Here is an 18,555-nt window from a genome sequence, read left to right on the forward strand (position 1 = left end):
GACTATGCCTCAGCCTTCCTGGTTCAACCGGCTTTCCATCTTCGCCGGGCTCACCTTCCTCTACCTGCCGATCGTGGTTCTGGTTGCCTACAGCTTCAACGCCTCGCGACTGGTCACCGTCTGGGGCGGGTTCTCCACTCAGTGGTACACGGCCGCGATCACCAATCCGTCGATCGTCGAGGGCGCCAAGATCAGCTTTCTCGTGGCGGCGATCTCGGCAACATTCGCGACCGTTCTCGGATCGCTTGCGGCGATCGTGACTGTCAGAATTCGGCGCTTTCGCGGCCATCATATCTTCAGCGGCATGCTGGTGGCGCCGATGGTGATGCCGGAGGTGGTCATGGGAGTGTCGATGCTGTTGATGTTCGTGACGTTGGGCATCGATCGCGGCCCGGTGACGATCACGCTTGCCCACGCCACCTTCACCATGTGCTTTGCGGCAGTGGTGGTGCAATCCCGACTGGCCGAACTCGACCCGTCGCTGGAGGAAGCAGCAAGAGACCTTGGCTGCCCACCATTGCTGGCGTTCATGAAGGTGGCCGTGCCGAACATGGTTCCGGCCTTCGTTTCGGCCTGGCTGCTGTCGTTCACGCTGTCGCTCGACGATCTCGTGATATCGAGTTTCACGACCGGGCCCGGAGCCTCGACCTTGCCGATGAAGATCTATTCGCAGATCAAGTTCGGCGTGACCCCTGAGGTCAACGCCATCTCGACGATCATCCTTGGTGTCGTCGTCTTCGGCCTGGTGGCATCACGCATCGTCTCCAGGCCATCGGCAAAGAGCAGTCTTGCCGTTTAGGCGTTCGGTCAGGTGGCGGACCCCTTGGCGTTAATAAGGCCTCAGTTGCCTGCAACGGACATGCGTCAGTTGCAGGCAAGTTCGCCCGTGAGCTGCCCGCGCTTGGCGAGGTAGCCGGATAGCGGGTCTTCGTAGACGTTCCTGGCCGAAGAGACTGCATCTATGAACAATGCAAACAGCGCCGTTTGTGACGTGATATCCAGCTTCGAGTAGAGATTTCGGCGGTGGAGCTTCACTGTTGCCGGAGAGATGCCGAGTCGAGCCGCAGCCCCTTTGACGGAATAGCCGCGCAGAACGAGCTGAGCGACCTGGCATTCGCGCTCCGTCAGGACGCTCCGGCCGAAATTGCCTATCGCCTGGGCAAGCGCCTTCTGCAACGCGGACCCCTCGCCATCAAGCGTCTCGGGTCTGAGGTCGCGGAAATGACGGATGACTGCCGTGCGCAGGATCGGAGCGAGGCTCTCGAGCAGCTGCACTTCCTGTGCGCTGAACGCGATGCTCGACCGCTTGCGGCCGAGAGAGATCGCGATCTTCGAGGCATCGTCGAGGCTGACGATGAAGTTGAACTCGTCATGAAGTCCGGAATGCTGATAGTATTCGCGGTAGTACTGGGTTCGATCGAACGAAGGCGCGATCTGGCTCAGGCGATAAAGCCCGTCATCCTCGTTCTCGACAGCGAGTTGATAGAACGGATCGAGCCGGTAGGGGCCCTGAAGGTAATGCCGGATGTCGGACAGGCCGCGATGCGTCTGCCAATCGTTGAAGAGTATCTTCGGCGCACTGTCGCCGCGATAGAGCAGGATCAGCCCCGCATCCACGGAAACGTGCTGCTTCAGTGCCTCAGTCAAGCGCTCCTGGAAATCAAGCCGACCGATATTGCCGATCAGTGACATTGCCAGTTCATTGATTGCAGGCGACTGCGTCACCGTGCCTGGCTCGCTCGTCGCGATACTCCCGTTCATGAAAATGTCCTCCCTCGCGCGAGCGTAGGTGAGTTTCGAAACGGCCGCAAGACATGGCCATGGCCTGTTGCGGACATGGTCGGAACGCCCGCGCCAACCGCCGATCGGCGAACCTAGCCCTTTGGAGTATTCCGCATCCGGCCGCATTGCCGCTTACTCCATGCATCCGCTTCATCTGTTCGGACCTCGGGAGGGAAAGACGTGCGCACCAAGAAATCACCTGTTCTGCTGCACCAGCTTCTGGCTGGCACCATGCTCGCCGCGCTTGCGGCCGGATCATCGTCGACGGCCGCGAATGCAGCTGCCGACCTTATCGCCGTCAATGGCGACGTGCGGACCGTCGATCCGAATACGCCTCGAGTGGAAGCCTTTGCCGTCGAGGGCGGAAAGTTCGTGGCGGTCGGCACCAGCGCCGAGATCCGGTCGCTCGCCGATGACAAGACCACGGTGCTCGATCTCGGCGGTAAGACTGTCACGCCCGGCTTCATCGATGGACATACGCATCTGACAAGCGGTACGGACTACGTCACCGGTGTCGATCTCTCCTACATCCCAGACAAGGAAACTTGGCTGAAGAAGATCAAGGAGGCGGATGAACGCCTGCCGCCAGGCGTGTGGATCACCGGAGGCGGCTGGGACTATACGCTGAAGGAGGGCAAGCTTCCGACGAAGGAAGACATCGACGCCGTGGTCAAGGATCGCCCCGTCGTTCTGCGCGACATCGATTTCCACTCGATCTGGGTGAACACCAAGGCATTGGAAATCGGCGGCGTCACCGCGAAATCCGAGGTGCCTGCCGGGGGCGAGGTCGTCGTCGACGCCAAGACCGGAGAACCGACCGGAATCCTGCTCGAAGGCGCTGGCGACCTCATCACCAACAAGAAGCCGGCCTATTCCGACAAGGAACGTGCCGAAGCGCTGCTGCAGACCGTGAAGTTTGCCAACAGCGTCGGCCTGACCGGCGTTCATGACATGTCGTCCATCGCCGCCGTCTACGACTATCTGAAACTCGTCGAGGACAAGAACCTGTCGTTGCGGGTCTGGTACGGCTTCTTCGAGGACAAGGCTGCAAATATTCCGGCGGCGGCAAAGGATCGTGAGGCCGTCGACAGCCGCGTGGCTGCCAGCGGCGAGACCAAGGTGAAGGGACCGCTGCTCACGGTCGGTTACGCCAAGTCGGTCGTCGACGGGGTGCTGTCGACCCACACGGCCTACCTGCTTGAAAACTATTCGGATCGCACGGGGTGGAAGGGAGAGCCCTTCCAGTCGGAGGCTGATCTCAGCGCGCTGATCAAGGCCGCAAACGACAACGGTTTCCCGACTGCCGTCCACGCGATCGGCGATGCCGGCGTGCAGATGACGCTGAACGCATTCGAAAAAGGCCAGTCGCCCGGCAAATACCCCAATCGCGTCGAGCATATCGAAATCATCTCTCCGCCCGATATCGAGCGGTTCAAGAAGCTCGGCATCGTCGCGTCAATGCAACCGAACCACGCAACCGGCACGATCGGAAAATACATCACCGAGCGGGTAGGCCATGAGCGCGAGAATCATGCCTATGTCTGGAAGTCGATGCTGCAGCACAAGGTGCCGGTCGTGTTCGGATCCGACTGGGCGACATCGCCGCTCAGCCCCCTGACCCAGATCAACGATGCCGTTTTCCGCGAAAGCCCGTTCGGGCTCGGCGATGGTCCATGGCACCCCGAGCAGGCGGTCACTTTTGACGAGGCCCTGTTCGCCTACACCCAGGCCGGCGCCAACATGACGCCGTGGGCCAATGAGATCGGCTCGATTTCGACCGGCAAATGGGCAGACTTCGTCGTGCTCGACGCCAAGCTTCCCGATCCCGTCGACCGGTCCATTCGCAAGCGGCATGTCGAGGCGACCTATGTCGCCGGAACGGAAGTCTATCGGGCGAAATAGCAGCCCCAAACCGCATCCGGCGGGGCCGGGCAACGTCCCGTCCCGCCAAACGCTGACTATGCATTCAGGAGCATACATGTCCAAGGTAATGAAAATCGATCGCAATGGCGTCGGCCTGCGCGAGCTGGAAAAGTGCAGTGTCGTGCCCGTCGAAGCGATCCTGTCGGGTTTTGCCGACGAGATGGGTGACGTCCACTTCGAGAGCGCTGACGGCTCGATCGTCGTCGGTACATGGCAATCGACGCCCTATGCCGAAATGCTCTCCTACCCTGACGGGGTGGAGTACAGCTTCATCCTCTCGGGAAAAGTCTCGATCACCAACCCGGACGGATCGGTGGAGACGTTCCAAGCCGGCGAAAGCTACCTGCTGCCGCAGGGGGTTGAGGTCCGGTTCGAGGTGCTGGAGACGATGCGCAAAGTCTACGTCTTGCACACAGCAAAGACTGACGGGTGACCTATGGCACACCCAATGCAACGACCGTCGGTAGCGTCGCTTGCCGACGTGAAAATGTCGCCGTTCTGGCTGGATCGGCCGGATGCTCCCGAGGCGCTGCCGCCGCTGACGGCCCATCGAAAGGCTGATCTGCTGATCGTCGGTGGCGGTTTCACTGGCCTCTGGGGCGCAATCCAGGCCAAACAGGCGAAGCCCGATCTCGATGTGGTGCTGATCGAAAAGAGCACCGTGGCCAACGGCGCCTCCGGTCGACCGGGCGGTGTCGTCTCGACGTCGGTGATGCACGGCCTGTCCAATGCGGTGCGCGTATTCCCCAACGACATTGCCGAGCTGGAGCGGCTCGGCAAGGAGAACATGCATGGGTTCATGCAGACCATTTTCGACCATGGTATCGACTGCCACGCCGAGTGGGGCGGCGAACTGACCGTTGCCGTGGATGCAGACCATCTCGAAGCCCTTCACAGGGAACACGAACTGCACCTTCAATATGGCCATCAGGCCGTGTTTCTCGATCAGGACGCTGTCCAGGACCAGATCGCATCGCCGCGATACAAGGCCGGGATCTGGTCAAAGGATAGCAGCGGCACGGTGCACCCGGCCTTGCTCGCCTGGGGTTTGAAACGAACGGCCCTTTCTCTCGGCGTTGAGATCTTTGAGAATACGCAGTTGCTGGCGCTCGATGAGGTCGGAGCCAAGATCGAGGTCAAGACGCCATTCGGCGCGGTGACCGCGCCGAAGGTGCTTTTGGCCACCAACGCATTCGCCTCCGGCCATCCCGGCATCAAGCGCCGTGTCGTCGCCGTCAGAGATCGGGTGCTCGCGACCGAGCCGTTGTCTGAGCAACAGATGGCGTCGATCGGCTGGAAGAACCGGCAGGGTGTCTACGACACCCGAACCCAGATGAACTACATGCGGCTGACGAAGGACAACCGGATCATCTTCGGGGGAAGGCTCGGCTATGCCTTCGCGGGCACGACGTCACCAAGCGTCGATAGCGACGTCAACACCTATGAGCCGCTGGCGGCCGCGTTCTTCGATACGTTTCCGCAGTTGCAGGGCCACCGCTTCACGCATGCCTGGAGCGGCCCGATCGATCTCAGCACACGCATGGCGGTGCATTTCCAGAGATACCACGCAGGCAAGGTCGTTTATGCCGGCGGATATTCAGGTTTTGGGGTCTCCGCGTCGAGATTCGGCGCACGCATAGCGCTCGACATTCTCGACGGCTCGAAGACTTCGGAGAGCAGGCTGGATTTCGCAACGCAGCTGCCCAACGTCGTGCCGCCGGAACCCTTTCGCTGGCTCGGGGCACAGGTCACGATGTATGCGCTCGACACGGCCGACCAAAAGGGCGGATGGCGCAAGCCGTGGCTCAGGCTGGTTTCGGCAATGGGCTTTCCGTTGAGTTGAGAATGCCAGCGCCTTTCTGATCTAATACAGCGCAAGCGATGCGACAGGATTGGCCGAAGGCTGGCTCCGGCCAATCCTCAAGGCGTCAGCCGCGGTGATGGCTTTCCTGCAAGCCGTAGACCGGCGTTTCGATGCCAGCCTGGCGGGCTTTCAATTGCAGGGAGAGGTACTGCGAATAGTGCCGTGACTGATGCAGGTTGCCGCCGTGAAACCAGAGGGCTTCCTGCTGTGTCGGCTTCCACATGTTGCGCTGCTCGCCTTCCCACGGGCCGGGGTCCTTTGGCGTGTCGGAGCCCAGACCCCAGCATTTGCCGACCTTTTCGGCAACCTTGCGGCTGATGAGATCGGCCGCCCAGCCGTTCATCGAGCCGTAGCCGGTGGCATAGACGACGAGATCCGCCGGTAGCTCCGTGCCGTCCTTGAGTACCACCGACGTTTCGGTCAGGTGATCAACGTCTGAACCGGATTTCAGCTTGATCGAGCCGTCGATGATGAGGTCGCAGGCGCCGACATCGATGTAATATCCCGAGCCGCGGCGCAGGTATTTCATGAACAGGCCGGAGCCGTCGGCGCCCCAGTCGAGCATGAAGCCCGCCCTTTCGAGATCCGCATAGAACTTGGCGTCGCGCTCGCGCATCTTGTCGTAAAGCGGGATCTGGAACTCGTGCATGATCCTATAGGGCAGCGAGGCGAAGATGAGGTCTGCCTTGCGCGTCGTCATGCCGGCCGCAACCGCCCGCTCGGAATAGAGGTCGCCGAGCCCGATCTCCATCAGCGAATCCGATCGTACGATGTGGGTCGAGGAGCGCTGGACCATGGTGACGTCGGCGCCCGCCTCCCACAGTGCGGCGCAAATGTCGTGCGCCGAGTTGTTGGCCCCGACCACCACCACCTTCTTGCCCTTGTAAGCGTCGGGGCCCGGATGTTGGGAGGAATGCTGCTGCTCGCCCCTGAAAATCTCCTGTCCCTTGAATTTGGGAACGTTGGCCTTGCCGGACATGCCCGTGGCGAGCACAAGTTGTTTCGGCTTCAGCACCACTTCCTTGCCATCGCGCTCGACAACGACGGTCCATTCCTGCTTGTCCTCATCATAGGAAGCGGATTTGCAGGTGGTCGAGTTCCAGTAGTTGAGCTCCATCACCTTGGTGTACATCTCCAGCCAGTCGCCGATCTTGTCCTTCGGCGCAAAGACCGGCCAGTTCTCCGGGAAGGGGATGTAGGGCAGGTGGTCGTACCAGACGGGGTCGTGCAGGCAGAGTGACTTGTATCGCTTGCGCCAGCTGTCGCCGGGTCGCTCGTTCTTCTCGATGATGATCGTAGGTACGCCGAGTTGGCGCAGGCGCGCACCGAGCGCAATGCCGCCCTGGCCGCCGCCGATGATGACGACGTAGGGCTGCGTCTCGTAGCCAAGTCCGGCGGCTTCCGCCTGGCGTTTTTCGCTCCAGGTCTTGCGATTGGGGTCGTGGCCGTGTTCCGCCCCCATCGGTCGCTTCAGACCCTTGGGTTCCTCATGCCCCTTGAGCTCGCTCATCGTCGTCAATAGCGTCCAGATCAGGCCATTCTTCAGACGGATATGGCCATAGCCACGCGCAACATCCGTTTCGAATTCGAACCAGCCCTGCGTGATGCCGTCGCCGTCGCTTGCCAGTTCCTTCTCATCCTGGCGAAATCGCGATGGTTTGATTGTTTTCAGTTGCCTTGTCAGCATGTCGCGGATCTGGTCGTGGCCCTCCATCGTGCGCAGGTTCCAGGTGAACGTGACCAGATCTCGCCAATAGCAGTCAGCCTGGAACAGGTTGACCGCGGCTTCGACATCTCCGCGCTCCAGCGCCTTGCCGAGCTTGGCAAGGGCTGCGTCTATCTTCGTGTTGGGGCTGTCTTCAAGCATGGTATCTCCTCCGTGTTGCTCGAGTGTCAGGTGGCAAACGCCGGGGAAGCTCCTCCTTCCCCGGCGTGCCCGGATGATCATTTTGTAAGGTCGATCAGGATCTTCAGTTGCTTGCCGGCCGGATCGAGCAAGGCGTCGAAGCCTTGGGCAACGGCCCGGTCGAGCGTGATGGTGCTCGTCACAACCTTGGCGGCCGGAAGCAGACCCGATGCGATCAGCCGGATGACGCGCGGCCAGTAGTGGGTCGGGTAGGCCCAGGATCCGCGCAGGTCGATGTCCTTGAAGGTCACCTGGAACCAGTCGAGCGGGTTCTCGTGCGGATGCAGACCCGTTTGCACGACGACACCCTGCTTGCGCACGGCATCGACGCAGGCTTTCAGCGCATGTTCGTTGCCGACGCATTCGATCGCGACATCGCAACCGACCTGGCCTTCCGAGGTCGCCCGAACGATGTCGCCGGGATTGTCCCGTTTGGGATTGATCGTGATCAGATCGGGCAGGATCGATCTTGCGAAATCGAGCCGCGCATCGTTGATGTCGGAGACGAACAGCTGTGCTGCGCCGGCTGCCCTTGCCGCCAGCAGTGTCAGGATGCCGATCGGTCCGGCACCGGTGACGAGCACGCTGCTTCCCGCCGTCACGCCACCGCGATCGCAGGCATAGACGGCAACCGCAGTCGGTTCGACAAGGGCTGCCTCCTCGTCGCTCATCGCATCGGGGATCTTCTGGACGTTGTATTCGTTGAGCGTGGCATGTTCCGCCATCCCGCCCCACTGCCAGCTGAGGCCCGCCAAGGCGAGGTCGGTGCTGAGGTGGTAAAGACCGCGATCGGCAAAGTAGTCGCCGGATCGCGGCATGATCAGCGGTTGAACGGATACCCTGTCTCCGACCGCAATGGTGTTTACGCCGTCGCCGATCGCCTCGACGATGCCACCGAACTCGTGCCCGAGAATCTGTGGCGCCCGCGCGCCGGTGAACGGGTGCGGTTCGCTTGGAATGAAAATCGGGCCATAGGCGTATTCGTGCAGGTCCGTGCCACAGATGCCGACAAAGCGATTGCGGATGAGGACCTGGCCTGGCCCCGGATTGCGATCGGGTGGCGAGATCTGTTCAAGCCGCAGATCCCTGGCTGCATGAAATCTGAGTGCGCGCATGTTTCCTCCGTTCTGCCTTTTGTTGCGACAGTACGGAGCAAGGGGCGTGCCAGGGCTGGGTCAGGTTTGAATATCGTTGCTAATCAATGGCGTAGCTCGACCTGGTGGGCATCGTCCACCTGAGGCGGATGCAACAGGTGTGGTGCCACACCTGTTGCATGCTAGTGCTTGGCGCGCAGCCGGTGGCGCTTGATCTGACGATGGACGGTGGAGCGATCGACGCCCAGGCGCCGGGCCGCCTCGGAGATGTTCCAGCCGCAGGAAGAGAGCATGATCTCGAGCGCCGTGCCGTCATCGGTCTTTCCGATTGGGGAAGGACCTTCAGTCTTGCCTGTCGGCGTCGCTGTGAGGTGGTCCGGCAGGTCGCCGAGTTCAATCCTGTTTTCGTCGCAGACGGCAGCGGCGACGGCGAGAACGTTATCCAGCTCGCGAATATTCCCGGGCCAGCCATGCGCCTTCAGCGCGGCCAGCGCGTCCGACGAGATGTGCAAAGGTCGCTCCTCGGTGCGGTGTTTTTCGAGGAGTGTCGCGAGCAGCCATTCGAAATCCGCCCGATCGCGAAGCGGCGGCATATGGAACACGACGGCATTCAGACGATAGAACAGGTCTTCGCGGAAGCGCCCCTCCTGCACCAGTTGCTGCAGCGGCCGGTGCGTTGCCGAGACGATGCGCAGGTTCACCGATTTCGGTTCCTGCCCGCCAATCGGCAGGATCTCCCGTTCCGCCAGGACCCGTAGCAATCTTGTCTGCAGGGTGAGGGGCATGTCGCCGATCTCGTCGAGGAAGAGGGTTCCGCCGTCGGCCTGTTCTATCAGGCCCTTGCGCCCCTTGGGCGATGCCCCGGTGAAGGCGCCGGGCAGATAGCCGAAGAGTTCGCTCTCGATCAGATGCTCGGGCAACGCGGCACAATTGATCGCAACGAACTTACCCTTGAGGCCGCTGCAGTCATGGATTGTTCGGGCGAGGTGCTCCTTGCCCGAACCGGTCTCGCCCTGGATGAGGACCGGCAATGCGGTCGGCGCGAGTTTGGTGATCCGATCCTGAAGAGCTGCGATCACCGGCACCTGGCCGCCGAGCCGTCGAGAGGGCGAGGCCGTTGCGATCTTGCCGGCCGACCGGCCGACAGGAAACTGCGGTTCGATCGCGTGGGCAAAGAGAGCATTTCCGTCACGCGCGGTCAGAAGCCGTTCCTCAGTCGGCCTGCGACGGGTCAACTCCACCAGGCCATCAACCCCGATATCGAAGAAACGCGACATCGGTTGCCCGATGAGGTTTTGCGGGTCACGCCAGTCGAGCCCGGCCGAACGCGCCAGGATCCGTGCGCCGCCATGGGTCATGCCGATGATGTGGCCGCGGCCGTCGATCGAGATCGCCGCCTCAGGATCGACGTCGAGAAACTCGGGCGCGCGGGCAAAGCGCAGCACCCATTCATGGCGCGTCCGAGCCATCAGGTTGGCGAGCTCGATACGACGCACGGTGGCGGCCACAAGGTGGCGCGCAAGGTTTTGGCTTGCCTTCAGGATTGGAGAGCTGAGCAGAGAAATGTCGAGAACGGCCGAAAGCCCGCCTTCTGTATCGTAGATCGGCGCTGCGGTGCAGGAGAGCGGCGTATGCGTTGTGTCGAAATGGTCGCTCTGGTGGATCGTCAAGGCTTCTCCGGTCTCCAGACAGGCGCCGACGGCGCAGGTACCCGCCCGCGCTTCGGCCCAGTCGGATCCAAGGTAGAGGCCGGCCCGGCGCAGGTTGTTGTCGAAGGAAGGATCGCCCAGAAATTCGACTGTCACGCCTTTCCTGTCGGAGAGCAGCAGAACGTAGTTCTGTCCGGCGACCTGGTTGTAGAGGTTTTCAAGGCCTGACCGCGCGATCCTGATAAGGTCCTCGGCTTCCTGCCGATGCTCGCGAAGGCGCTGTTCAGGCAGGATGTAGGCTTCGCATGTCTGCGCTGGATCCAGCTTGTGCTGATCAAGGCACCGCAGCCACGACTTGACGACAATGTCGTCGCGTCCCGTTGCCAGGCCCTGTCCCACCCGCTCGATCTCGCGGACATGTTCAGAATGTGAAACCATGGAACTTCAATGGCATTGCTGCCACGCTCCTCCATTCCTCCGAACGCGAATGTGTCCATGGCGAAACGGCTTTGTAAAGGGCCGGCGGACATTTCGTTCAGTTTGAGCGCGATCGCCTGGTCGAAAACACAAACTGCGTGCGAACGGGTCTCAGCGCGACCGGTAGCTGTTGAAGCGGGGCACCTTCCAGGGTTTGCGGAGAAGGCAGGCATTCCCGCATTCGAAGCATTTCATTCAAGCGTCCGTGAGCGGAACGGGATGCTTTCCGGCCGATATATAATTCCTCAACTCAAGTTCGATTTTAGGGTAGAATTAGGCCGCGATTTAAAGGACTGCAGTGTCCTTTGCGCGCCGAATTCGACGTGTGGCGCTGCAGAGGAAAGGTGAAGCCAATGAAAAGGTTTGCAATCGTTGCCTTGTCGCTTGCGACTGCGCTGACAAGCGCTCCGCCGGTCATGGCATTTCCCACAATTGCCGCGCCAGGGATTGAGGCGCCGCAAGCCCAGCTGGTTCAGTACAGGCGATATCGCGGCGGCTACGGCGGCTACGGCGGGTACAACCACGGACATCATCACAACGGTGGTGGTGACGATTGGGCTTGGGCACTGGGTGGGCTTGCCGCCGGCGCCGTTATCGGCGGGCTGCTGGCTCAACCCAGATATTATGGCCCCGGTTACTACGGCGGGAACTACTACGGCAATAACTACTATGGCGGGAACTACTATGGCGGGAACTACTACCGGCAGCGCTATTATGCGCCACGCTATTATGCGCCACGCTACTACCGCCAAGTCTACGGCGGCGGCAGTGCACATATGCGCTGGTGCTACGCGCGCTACCGTTCCTATAGGGCATACGACGATACATTCCAGCCCTATTACGGTCCGCGACAAGCGTGCGTCTCACCTTACTATTGAGCGCGGTTGAGGTACGCCGTTAAACGGATTCATCCGCTATCTGGACGGGTTTGGACTGCTGGCAAGCAATCTGTACCGTCGCCCGGGACGATATATCATCGAAATCCGCGCTCAATGGCGCGGCCGGTGCCGGGTTCTGTCATCGCACCAGCGAAGGATTTCGTCGGCGTTGGCCTTGCCGCCGCGGGGACCATGGACGGTGACTGAGCGGGCTGCGGCAGCCACGGCGAAGTTCAAGGCATCGGCAAAGGGTTGGTTCTGTTCAAGACACCAGGTCAGCACGCCGCCAAAGGTATCGCCAGCGCCAGTCACGTCGACGACATCGACGGGAAACCCGCTAGCGCGCAGTATCGTGTCACCGTTACGCGCCTCTGCGCCCTCGGCCGCCAGCGTGCGCACCACCCAGTCGATGTCATGATCGCGCATCCAGTCTCCGATGCACGACAGGTCTTCATGGCCGAAGGCGGTACGGAAGCCGACCTGGTTGAAGATGACCACCGCCGCACCTTTGAGATAGGGCATGTCCTCAGGCGTGCAGCCGCCGACGTCGAGATCGAAGATGGCGCGGCGCCCGTGCTGGCGCAGGTCGGCCAGAAGTCCGGCCTGTTTCAGAATGCCGCTTTCCGTCCGCACGTGCAGCCGGCGGACACGATAGAGGGTCGTATACATCAATCCGGGCTGACGCAGCGCCGTCAAACTGTCCGGTGACAGCCACATCGGTTGTTCGCCCATCTCAACAGTCAGCACGATGTGCTCGCCATCGACCAGGAAGATCAGGTTGCGCGATTCGGGAATAGCAGGGTCGGTCAGCATGTGGCTGACGCCGACGCCGTTCTCCACGAGGTCGGCAATCAGCCGTTTTGACAGCGGGCTGTCGTTGAGCAATGAGATGAACTGCGTTCGGCCGCCCAGTGCCGCATGTACCACAGCGGCGTTGGCGATAGAGCCGCCGGTTTCCGCCGGCAGTTCGGCGACCATGCCCTTGTCCGCACGACCCGGCCAGCGATCGGCGGTGTAATATTCGTCGAGCGCCACGTCACCGATGAAAAAGGTTGTCATGCGCTCAGTCCTTCCTGGTTGGCCGCCTTGATCAGGCGTGGTCCGCCAGCCACAGGCACCCAGGGGCTTTCACCGAAGCCACATATCGCCATCCAATAGTAGGGCGCAGGGCCCGAAACGCCGCGGCAAGCGTCGTGCCAGACGCCACGATGCATCACTACCACTTGCCCCGGCGCAATCACGAATGCTTCAAGGTCATCGCGATGCGGTGCCTCTGCGTCGGATGCGGGCGCGACGGCCAGCACGATCGGTTGGGATGCGCAGAACAGCGCCTCTTCGGTTCCCAGGTGCCGCTCCATTGCCGCGCAGAGCCATGGTCCGCCGCCGCCGCGCGTGATGCCAAGGTGGCCAGAGCCCTCAATCAGCGGTGCGGTGGTGAACCCGTCTCGCCAGCCGTCGCCCGCCGTCCATATCGCCTTGGGATCTGAATCGTCAGTCAGGTTGTAGGTCGTACCGAACCGCGAAAAGTTTTCGGCGGTCACCGGCCGGGCGAGGACGGCATCCGGAGCGCTCATGCGGCACTCCTTGCAGCACGCACGACGCGCATCAAGCCGGCGACGTGGGCCGCTTCAACCCGGCCGGTGTCCTTATGGTCGTGCTTGAACCAGCTTCCGACGACGGCGCCGTCTGCGTGGGCAAGCTGTTCGGCGGCATTGGCCTCGGTAAGGCCGGCTCCGATCAGTAGCGGTACACCGCCCCCGGTTGCGGCACGGAAACGCGCCACCTTGTCCATGTCGGTCGGCCGGCCCGTCGCATCGGAGGTCACCACGAGGCCGTCGCAACGCGAGGCGCCGATGCGCACGTCCTCTGCTTCCGGCCTGCCGGACAGGACCAGTTGATATTTGAACCGCACGCCCCCGAGCAGCAGCGCCGAGACGCCTTCACGGCGGGTGGCAAGGTCTGCGGCGAAGGGAGCATCCGTCTCGGGCGGCAAATGACCGGCAACGGAATCGACCTGGATGAAGGCGACGGGATAGTGTCGGGCAAGTTCAAATGCGCGCGCATCATCGCGTAGCACATTGACGCCGATGCGCGTGCCGAGATCAAGGCCGAACAGCCGCTCCAGCACCCGCTCCACATCCTCGGCGTGGCCGAAATAATTCTCAACTACCAATCCATCGACACCTTCACCCGCCATAATGCGGGCTTCTTCCTCGGCTTGGGCGAGTTTGCCCTCGGGGCTGTCGCCTGCCAGGTGCAACATGCCGAGAATGGGTTTTGGCGTCGTAAAGGTCTCGCCGAAGCGGCTCATGTTCGTTCTCCTGCGTCGCGCCGCCATCAGGCCGGCGCGGTATCACGCCCCCAACGGGTGGCGAATTTCATCTGGACCGCCGGCGAGTAGACGATCGACGTGCGTTCGACCAACCGATCGTTGGCGTCGAGCACATCCCCGCTGGCGCAAAGATAGCCCGGCACGTCGTGTGCCGGAGCAAACACCTCCCGCAAACGGTCGGATGGCGGCACAACCGTCAAAAGCAATTCCGAGCGAATGGGGTTGCGGTCATAGTCGCGGCGCAATACCTCGTAGAGTGATTGCGCCGCGAAATCGTAGCGGTCGATGCCTGGATAGAGGGCGAGATCGAGCTGCGACGTATCGACGTTCAGCCAGTTGACGGTCTCGCCGTTGGCAAGCCCGCGAGCGCGCACCAGGAACAGTTCACCGTTCTCAACCCGATGCTCCAGTACCCGCGTCGTCGGGCGTTGGCCTTGTCGGCGGGCGAGTTCCGTAAAGCTGCCGAAGTTCCAGATATTGTGGCTGATCGGCCGGTGCGAAACGATCGTGCCCCGGCCGCGAACCTGCTGGACCAGTCCCTCCGACACCAAAAGCGCCATCGCATTGCGCACCGTGGTCCGGGCGATGCCGAACTGGTCACGCATTTGGTTTTCCGAGGGAATGGCTTCCCCTTCGGAAAAATCGCCGCTCAGGATTGCGGCTCGAAGCGCCCGGTAGAGCTGCCGGTAAAGTTGCTCGCTCGAATAGAGATCGAGGCGCAATCTCGACAATCTGTCGTCGGCGGCGATGGGGGCGTCAGGCATGGAGGGATGGGTCAAGGCGGGCTCCGTTTGGCTCCGTTACTTCGTGGTTCCGTTCACCTTGAACTCTTCCACGGCAGCATCTTTCAAGCCATGACGATCGAGGATCTGTGCATAAGTACCATCCGCCTTCAGCGCCTCGAGCGCTGCAAGAACCGCATCGCGCAAGGGGCCATTCGCCTTGGCAAAGGCGATGCCGTAGTAATTGATCTCGTCGACCTTGCCGATCTGGTAGAACTTGCCCGGTTCCTGCTTCATCAGATCGAGCAGGCCCTCCAGGCCGATGACCGAGGCCTGTGCACGGCCTTGGCGGATCTGCATGATGTGCTCGGCCTGTGTGGGGATCTGGATGACCGTGATCGGCTTGTCGGCAGCACAATTGGTCTTGCCGACATTTTCCGCCCATGTGACCCAGCTGGTGCCCGTCGCCACGGCCACGGTCTTGCCGCAGAGATCGGTTTCAACCTTGATCTCTCCCTGCTGATCGGCCGTGGAATAAAAGACGTTGCCAGTCTTGAAGTAGTCGATGAAATCGAGCTGTGTCTGGCGTTCGACCTTGTCGGAGAAGGCGGTCATGATCATGTCGGACCGGCCGGTGACGACCTGAGGAATGAGCTGCGGGAATTCGACGTTCTGGAACTCGGCCGTCAGGCCGAGGCGCTCGGCGACGGCCTTGGCGAGATCGATGTCGAAACCCTTCAGGTCGGTCGAGCCGGCATCGCTGTATTCCATCGGCGGATAGGCAAGGCTGATGGTGACGTTTAGTTTGCCAGCGGCGCGCACGGCTTCGGGCAGGGCGGCGGCCAGCTTCTCATCGGCCGCGGCATGGGCCCCTCCGGCTACACACAGGCTGATGAATGTGGTGGAGGCAAGTCCCAGAACTATTGGCAGCAGTCGTTTCATTTTCTGTTCTCCCATTTTTAAGCTGAAATTTCTCAGGCCAGAACGCGGCTGAGGAATGTGCGCACGCGCGGATCACCGGGGTTGCTGAGGACCTGTTCCGGCGCGCCGGTCTCGCGAATTTCTCCGTCGATCATCACCACGACGCGGTCTGCCACCTCGCGGGCAAAGCCGATCTCATGGGTGACGACAATCATGGTGGTACCGCCGCGCGCCAGATTGCGCATGACCTCCAGCACCTCGCCGACAAGCTCCGGATCGAGCGAGCTGGTCGGTTCGTCGAACAGCATCACCCGTGGCTCCATGGCGAGCGCCCGGGCGATTGCCACGCGTTGTTTCTGGCCGCCTGAAAGCTGCGACGGATAGCTTTCGGCCTTGGCCGCCATGCCGACCTGCTCCAGCAGATCCATGGCGCGGGCTTCGGCTTCGGCCCGGCGCAATCCGCGCACGACCATCGGCCCTTCGATGACATTGCCGAGCACCGTCAGATGCGCGAACAGATTGAAGTGTTGGAACACCATGCCGAGCTGACTCTGCTGTGCGCGTAGTCGCTTGACGGGCAGCTCCTGTAGGGCGCCGCGATGGAGCGCGTAGCCCATGATCGCACCATCGACCCAGACATAACCGCCGTTTGGCGTTTCGAGATGGTTGATGCACCGAAGGAACGTGCTCTTACCACTGCCCGAGGGGCCGAGGATGCACAGCACTTCACCATAGGCGACTTCGAGGTCGAGGTTCTTCAATACCTCGTGGCTGCCGAAACTCTTGCGGATACCTACCGCCTTGACCGCGAGACTCATGCTTCCCTCACAGCGGCGAGACGCCGCGCCCGTCCTTTGAACCAGCTTCGATTGCTGGCAGCGGCAGCGGCATCGCGGCCGAAATGGCGTTCGAGATAATATTGACCGATGGAAAGGACCGTCGTTCCGGCGAGGTACCAGGCGGCGCACACGAACAGCAGCTCGATGACCGCGCCGTTGATGAAGTAGATCCGCTGGGCCGCGTTCAGCATTTCGCCCATGGCGATCGTGGCGGCGAGCGAGGAGAATTTCAGCATGCCGATGGCGCTGTTGCCAAGAACCGGCAGGATCAACCGCAGGGTCTGCGGCAGCATAATGCGCCGCATCGTCTGGCCGGGCGTCATGCCGAGTGTGTGGGCCGCTTCCTTCTGGCCGCGATCGACGGACGAGATTCCGCCGCGCACCACTTCCGTCAGATAAGAGCCCTCGTTGACGCCGAGACCAAGAACGGCAGCGACAAAGGGCGTCACCACATCAACCATGCGCTCGTCGACCAGGCCCGGAATGTAGAGACGGGGAAAGACGAGTGCGATGTTGAACCAGATGAGAAGCTGGAGCAGCACCGGCGTGCCGCGAAATATCCAGACGTAAAGCCAGGCGGCAAAGCGCAGGATTGGATTTTCCGAAAGGCGCATGATCCCGAAGGCGAAGCCGAGGACCACGCCAAGTGCAAGCGCGCAAGCCGAGATCAAAAGGGTCCAGCCGAAACCGGTGATGATGACGCCGGCCGTTAGAAACTGCCCGACGACCGTCCACTGGATTTGACCAACCGCAAAGGCGCGACCGATCACTGCCAGCAGCAGGATGACGGCACCACCGCTTATCCAGCGCCAAGGGTGGCTCAAACGGCGAATGGGCACGTCCGGGCCTGGCAGGTCTGTCAGCGACAGCGTGGGAGTTGCATTCGAGGTTGATCGGGTCATGATGTCCAAATGTAGGGTTAGGCCTACAACTTACTAGATGCGTTCTTTAGCGGAGTCAAGCGGGCCGACCGCCGAAGGAAAAACAAGCGCGTTGTCGGGAAAATGGGCACGTGATCACAGGTCGCGTGCACGTCCGCGATCAGCAGCCAGTTCGTGGCGCTGGACTATCCAGTGAGAGGGTGAGTGTCGTCGGCGTTACGTTGATCGCTCGCTTGGGAGGTTCATCGATGACATATCGTCGAAAGGTTGGACCGTTTCGATGTACACCGCCGAGCACGGATCGAGACGCGTGCGCGGCGGTGACATGGTTCAACATAGCCTTGACTCAGAGCCTTGTAACAACGACTTCCTGATACTCGCTCGGCACCACCATGGTACCGCCATCGGCGCGATTGAAGCGTGCAACGAGCGCCAGCAGATCGGTAGCGAGCGCGTCCTGTCCCGCGGGTTCGAGGGCGGCGAAGGTCTTCAAAACAGGGCCGTAGAAGGTCCGGAAGACCTCAAGCCAATGCTCGGGCGACTTGTAGCGGAACACAAACTGCCGCGGCATTGCCGCAACCGAGGCGGACGTGGCCGGGAACAGTTCCTCGAGACGCGGGCGCGATCCCCAGAGCGCCGGCGAGCGGGCACCTGCCGGCGTTGGGACATGGCGACCGATCGTCTTGAACACCTGCCCGATGAAGCCATCGGGGGTCCAGTTCGCAAGGCCAATGGAGCCGCCGCGCTTGCAGACACGAAGGAGCTCGCCGGCAGCCCGCTCCTGATCGGGCGTGAACATCACGCCGAAAATCGAGAGCACAGTGTCGAACGACTGATCGGCGAAGGGCAGGTTTTCTGCATCTGCCTCCTGGAAGGTGATGGAGAGCCGGTCTGCCTTGGCGCGCTCACGAGCGCGCTCCAGGAGCGCAGGGACGTAATCCGTCGCGGTGACGTCGCACCAGCGCCGGGCGGCGGCAAGCGCACCGTTGCCGTTGCCAGCGGCGACGTCGAGCACCTTGGAACCGGCGCGCAGATCGAGCGCTTCACAGAGGCTCTCGCCAACAATTTGCAGGGTCGTGCCGACGACGGCGTAATCGCCTGAAGACCACGCGTTTTGCTGCCGGGCCTTGAGCGCGCCGAAGTCGACGGCAGGCTGGTGGTTCTGGTCGGCTAGAGCTGCGGATGTGGACATTTTTTCCTCCTTAAGGCAGTTTGATTGGGTCATGGTGCGTCTGTCACAGGCCTGTTTCGAGCATCTGATCTTCCGCGGCTTCTGGTTTAGGCAGA

The 18,555-nt window shown here is 61.6% G+C and carries 17 protein-coding genes and 1 pseudogene; 5 read left to right on the forward strand and 13 right to left on the reverse strand.

Going from position 1 to position 18,555, the window contains the following annotated elements; all coding sequences use genetic code 11:
• Nucleotides 1-4 precede the first annotated feature (4 nt).
• A complete protein-coding gene (locus tag IB264_RS19200; protein ID WP_041692910.1) occupies nucleotides 5-799 on the forward strand; it encodes an ABC transporter permease in 795 nt (264 codons plus the stop codon).
• A gap of 65 nt (nucleotides 800-864) precedes the next feature.
• On the opposite strand, the gene IB264_RS19205 is transcribed toward IB264_RS19200, so the two are convergent.
• Nucleotides 865-1,761 (reverse strand): helix-turn-helix transcriptional regulator, encoded by an 897-nt coding sequence (locus tag IB264_RS19205; RefSeq protein WP_158071658.1) that lies wholly within the window; start codon nucleotides 1,759-1,761, stop codon nucleotides 865-867.
• A gap of 201 nt (nucleotides 1,762-1,962) precedes the next feature.
• On the opposite strand from IB264_RS19205, the gene IB264_RS19210 reads away from it, so the two are divergent.
• From IB264_RS19210 to IB264_RS19220, 3 genes are all read left to right on the forward strand, one after another.
• Nucleotides 1,963-3,684, forward strand: coding sequence for an amidohydrolase (locus tag IB264_RS19210; RefSeq protein WP_025430131.1), 1,722 nt, complete (start codon nucleotides 1,963-1,965; stop codon nucleotides 3,682-3,684).
• A gap of 76 nt (nucleotides 3,685-3,760) precedes the next feature.
• Nucleotides 3,761-4,138 carry a cupin domain-containing protein gene (locus tag IB264_RS19215; RefSeq protein WP_025430130.1) on the forward strand — a complete coding sequence of 126 codons (378 nt, stop codon included), beginning with the start codon at nucleotides 3,761-3,763 and terminating at the stop codon, nucleotides 4,136-4,138.
• Nucleotides 4,139-4,153: 15 nt separating this feature from the next.
• Complete coding sequence (locus IB264_RS19220; RefSeq protein ID WP_025430129.1) at nucleotides 4,154-5,548, forward strand: FAD-binding oxidoreductase; 1,395 nt, start codon at nucleotides 4,154-4,156, stop codon at nucleotides 5,546-5,548.
• Between the two features lie 85 nt (nucleotides 5,549-5,633).
• On the opposite strand, the gene IB264_RS19225 is transcribed toward IB264_RS19220, so the two are convergent.
• The 4 genes and pseudogenes from IB264_RS19225 to IB264_RS35615 form a co-directional block, all read right to left on the reverse strand.
• The gene (locus tag IB264_RS19225) at nucleotides 5,634-7,436 is read right to left on the reverse strand and encodes an NAD(P)/FAD-dependent oxidoreductase (protein ID WP_084813987.1); all 1,803 of its coding nucleotides are present in this window, start codon (nucleotides 7,434-7,436) and stop codon (nucleotides 5,634-5,636) included.
• A gap of 77 nt (nucleotides 7,437-7,513) precedes the next feature.
• Nucleotides 7,514-8,590 (reverse strand): 2,3-butanediol dehydrogenase, encoded by a 1,077-nt coding sequence (locus IB264_RS19230; protein ID WP_192433916.1) that lies wholly within the window; start codon nucleotides 8,588-8,590, stop codon nucleotides 7,514-7,516.
• Between the two features lie 161 nt (nucleotides 8,591-8,751).
• A complete protein-coding gene (locus IB264_RS35610) occupies nucleotides 8,752-9,600 on the reverse strand; it encodes a sigma-54-dependent Fis family transcriptional regulator (protein WP_373688511.1) in 849 nt (282 codons plus the stop codon).
• Between the two features lie 537 nt (nucleotides 9,601-10,137).
• Nucleotides 10,138-10,656, reverse strand: a pseudogene (locus IB264_RS35615) (GAF domain-containing protein); the annotation flags it as partial.
• Between the two features lie 392 nt (nucleotides 10,657-11,048).
• Here IB264_RS35615 and IB264_RS19240 point away from each other — a divergent pair.
• Nucleotides 11,049-11,573: a BA14K family protein gene (locus IB264_RS19240; protein WP_057217124.1), complete on the forward strand. Its 525-nt coding sequence runs from the start codon at nucleotides 11,049-11,051 to the stop codon at nucleotides 11,571-11,573.
• Between the two features lie 111 nt (nucleotides 11,574-11,684).
• Here IB264_RS19240 and IB264_RS19245 read toward each other — a convergent pair whose 3' ends face one another.
• From IB264_RS19245 to IB264_RS19280, 8 genes are all read right to left on the reverse strand, one after another.
• The gene (locus IB264_RS19245) at nucleotides 11,685-12,632 is read right to left on the reverse strand and encodes a carbohydrate kinase family protein (RefSeq protein WP_025430124.1); all 948 of its coding nucleotides are present in this window, start codon (nucleotides 12,630-12,632) and stop codon (nucleotides 11,685-11,687) included.
• Nucleotides 12,629-13,147, reverse strand: a complete 519-nt coding sequence (locus IB264_RS19250; RefSeq protein ID WP_025430123.1) for an ureidoglycolate lyase — start codon at nucleotides 13,145-13,147, stop codon at nucleotides 12,629-12,631. The genes IB264_RS19245 and IB264_RS19250 overlap by 4 nt, the downstream gene beginning before the upstream one ends.
• On the reverse strand, nucleotides 13,144-13,884 hold the full coding sequence (locus tag IB264_RS19255; RefSeq protein WP_025430122.1) for a BtpA/SgcQ family protein: 741 nt from the start codon (nucleotides 13,882-13,884) through the stop codon (nucleotides 13,144-13,146). Before IB264_RS19255 ends, IB264_RS19250 begins: the two co-directional genes overlap by 4 nt.
• Nucleotides 13,885-13,910: 26 nt before the next feature.
• Nucleotides 13,911-14,684 (reverse strand): GntR family transcriptional regulator, encoded by a 774-nt coding sequence (locus IB264_RS19260; protein WP_128090338.1) that lies wholly within the window; start codon nucleotides 14,682-14,684, stop codon nucleotides 13,911-13,913.
• 21 nt (nucleotides 14,685-14,705) lie between these two features.
• Nucleotides 14,706-15,569 carry an ABC transporter substrate-binding protein gene (locus IB264_RS19265; protein ID WP_025430120.1) on the reverse strand — a complete coding sequence of 288 codons (864 nt, stop codon included), beginning with the start codon at nucleotides 15,567-15,569 and terminating at the stop codon, nucleotides 14,706-14,708.
• Between the two features lie 32 nt (nucleotides 15,570-15,601).
• Nucleotides 15,602-16,366, reverse strand: coding sequence for an amino acid ABC transporter ATP-binding protein (locus IB264_RS19270; RefSeq protein ID WP_192433918.1), 765 nt, complete (start codon nucleotides 16,364-16,366; stop codon nucleotides 15,602-15,604).
• Entirely contained in the window at nucleotides 16,363-17,289 is a 927-nt protein-coding gene (locus IB264_RS19275; RefSeq protein ID WP_025430118.1) for an amino acid ABC transporter permease, read from the reverse strand. The genes IB264_RS19270 and IB264_RS19275 overlap by 4 nt, the downstream gene beginning before the upstream one ends.
• A 325-nt stretch (nucleotides 17,290-17,614) precedes the next feature.
• Nucleotides 17,615-18,460 carry a class I SAM-dependent methyltransferase gene (locus IB264_RS19280; protein WP_057225794.1) on the reverse strand — a complete coding sequence of 282 codons (846 nt, stop codon included), beginning with the start codon at nucleotides 18,458-18,460 and terminating at the stop codon, nucleotides 17,615-17,617.
• Nucleotides 18,461-18,555: the final 95 nt, after the last annotated feature.

The organism is Ensifer sp. ENS11 (genome assembly GCF_014851895.1).
Lineage (GTDB): Bacteria > Pseudomonadota > Alphaproteobacteria > Rhizobiales > Rhizobiaceae > Ensifer > Ensifer canadensis.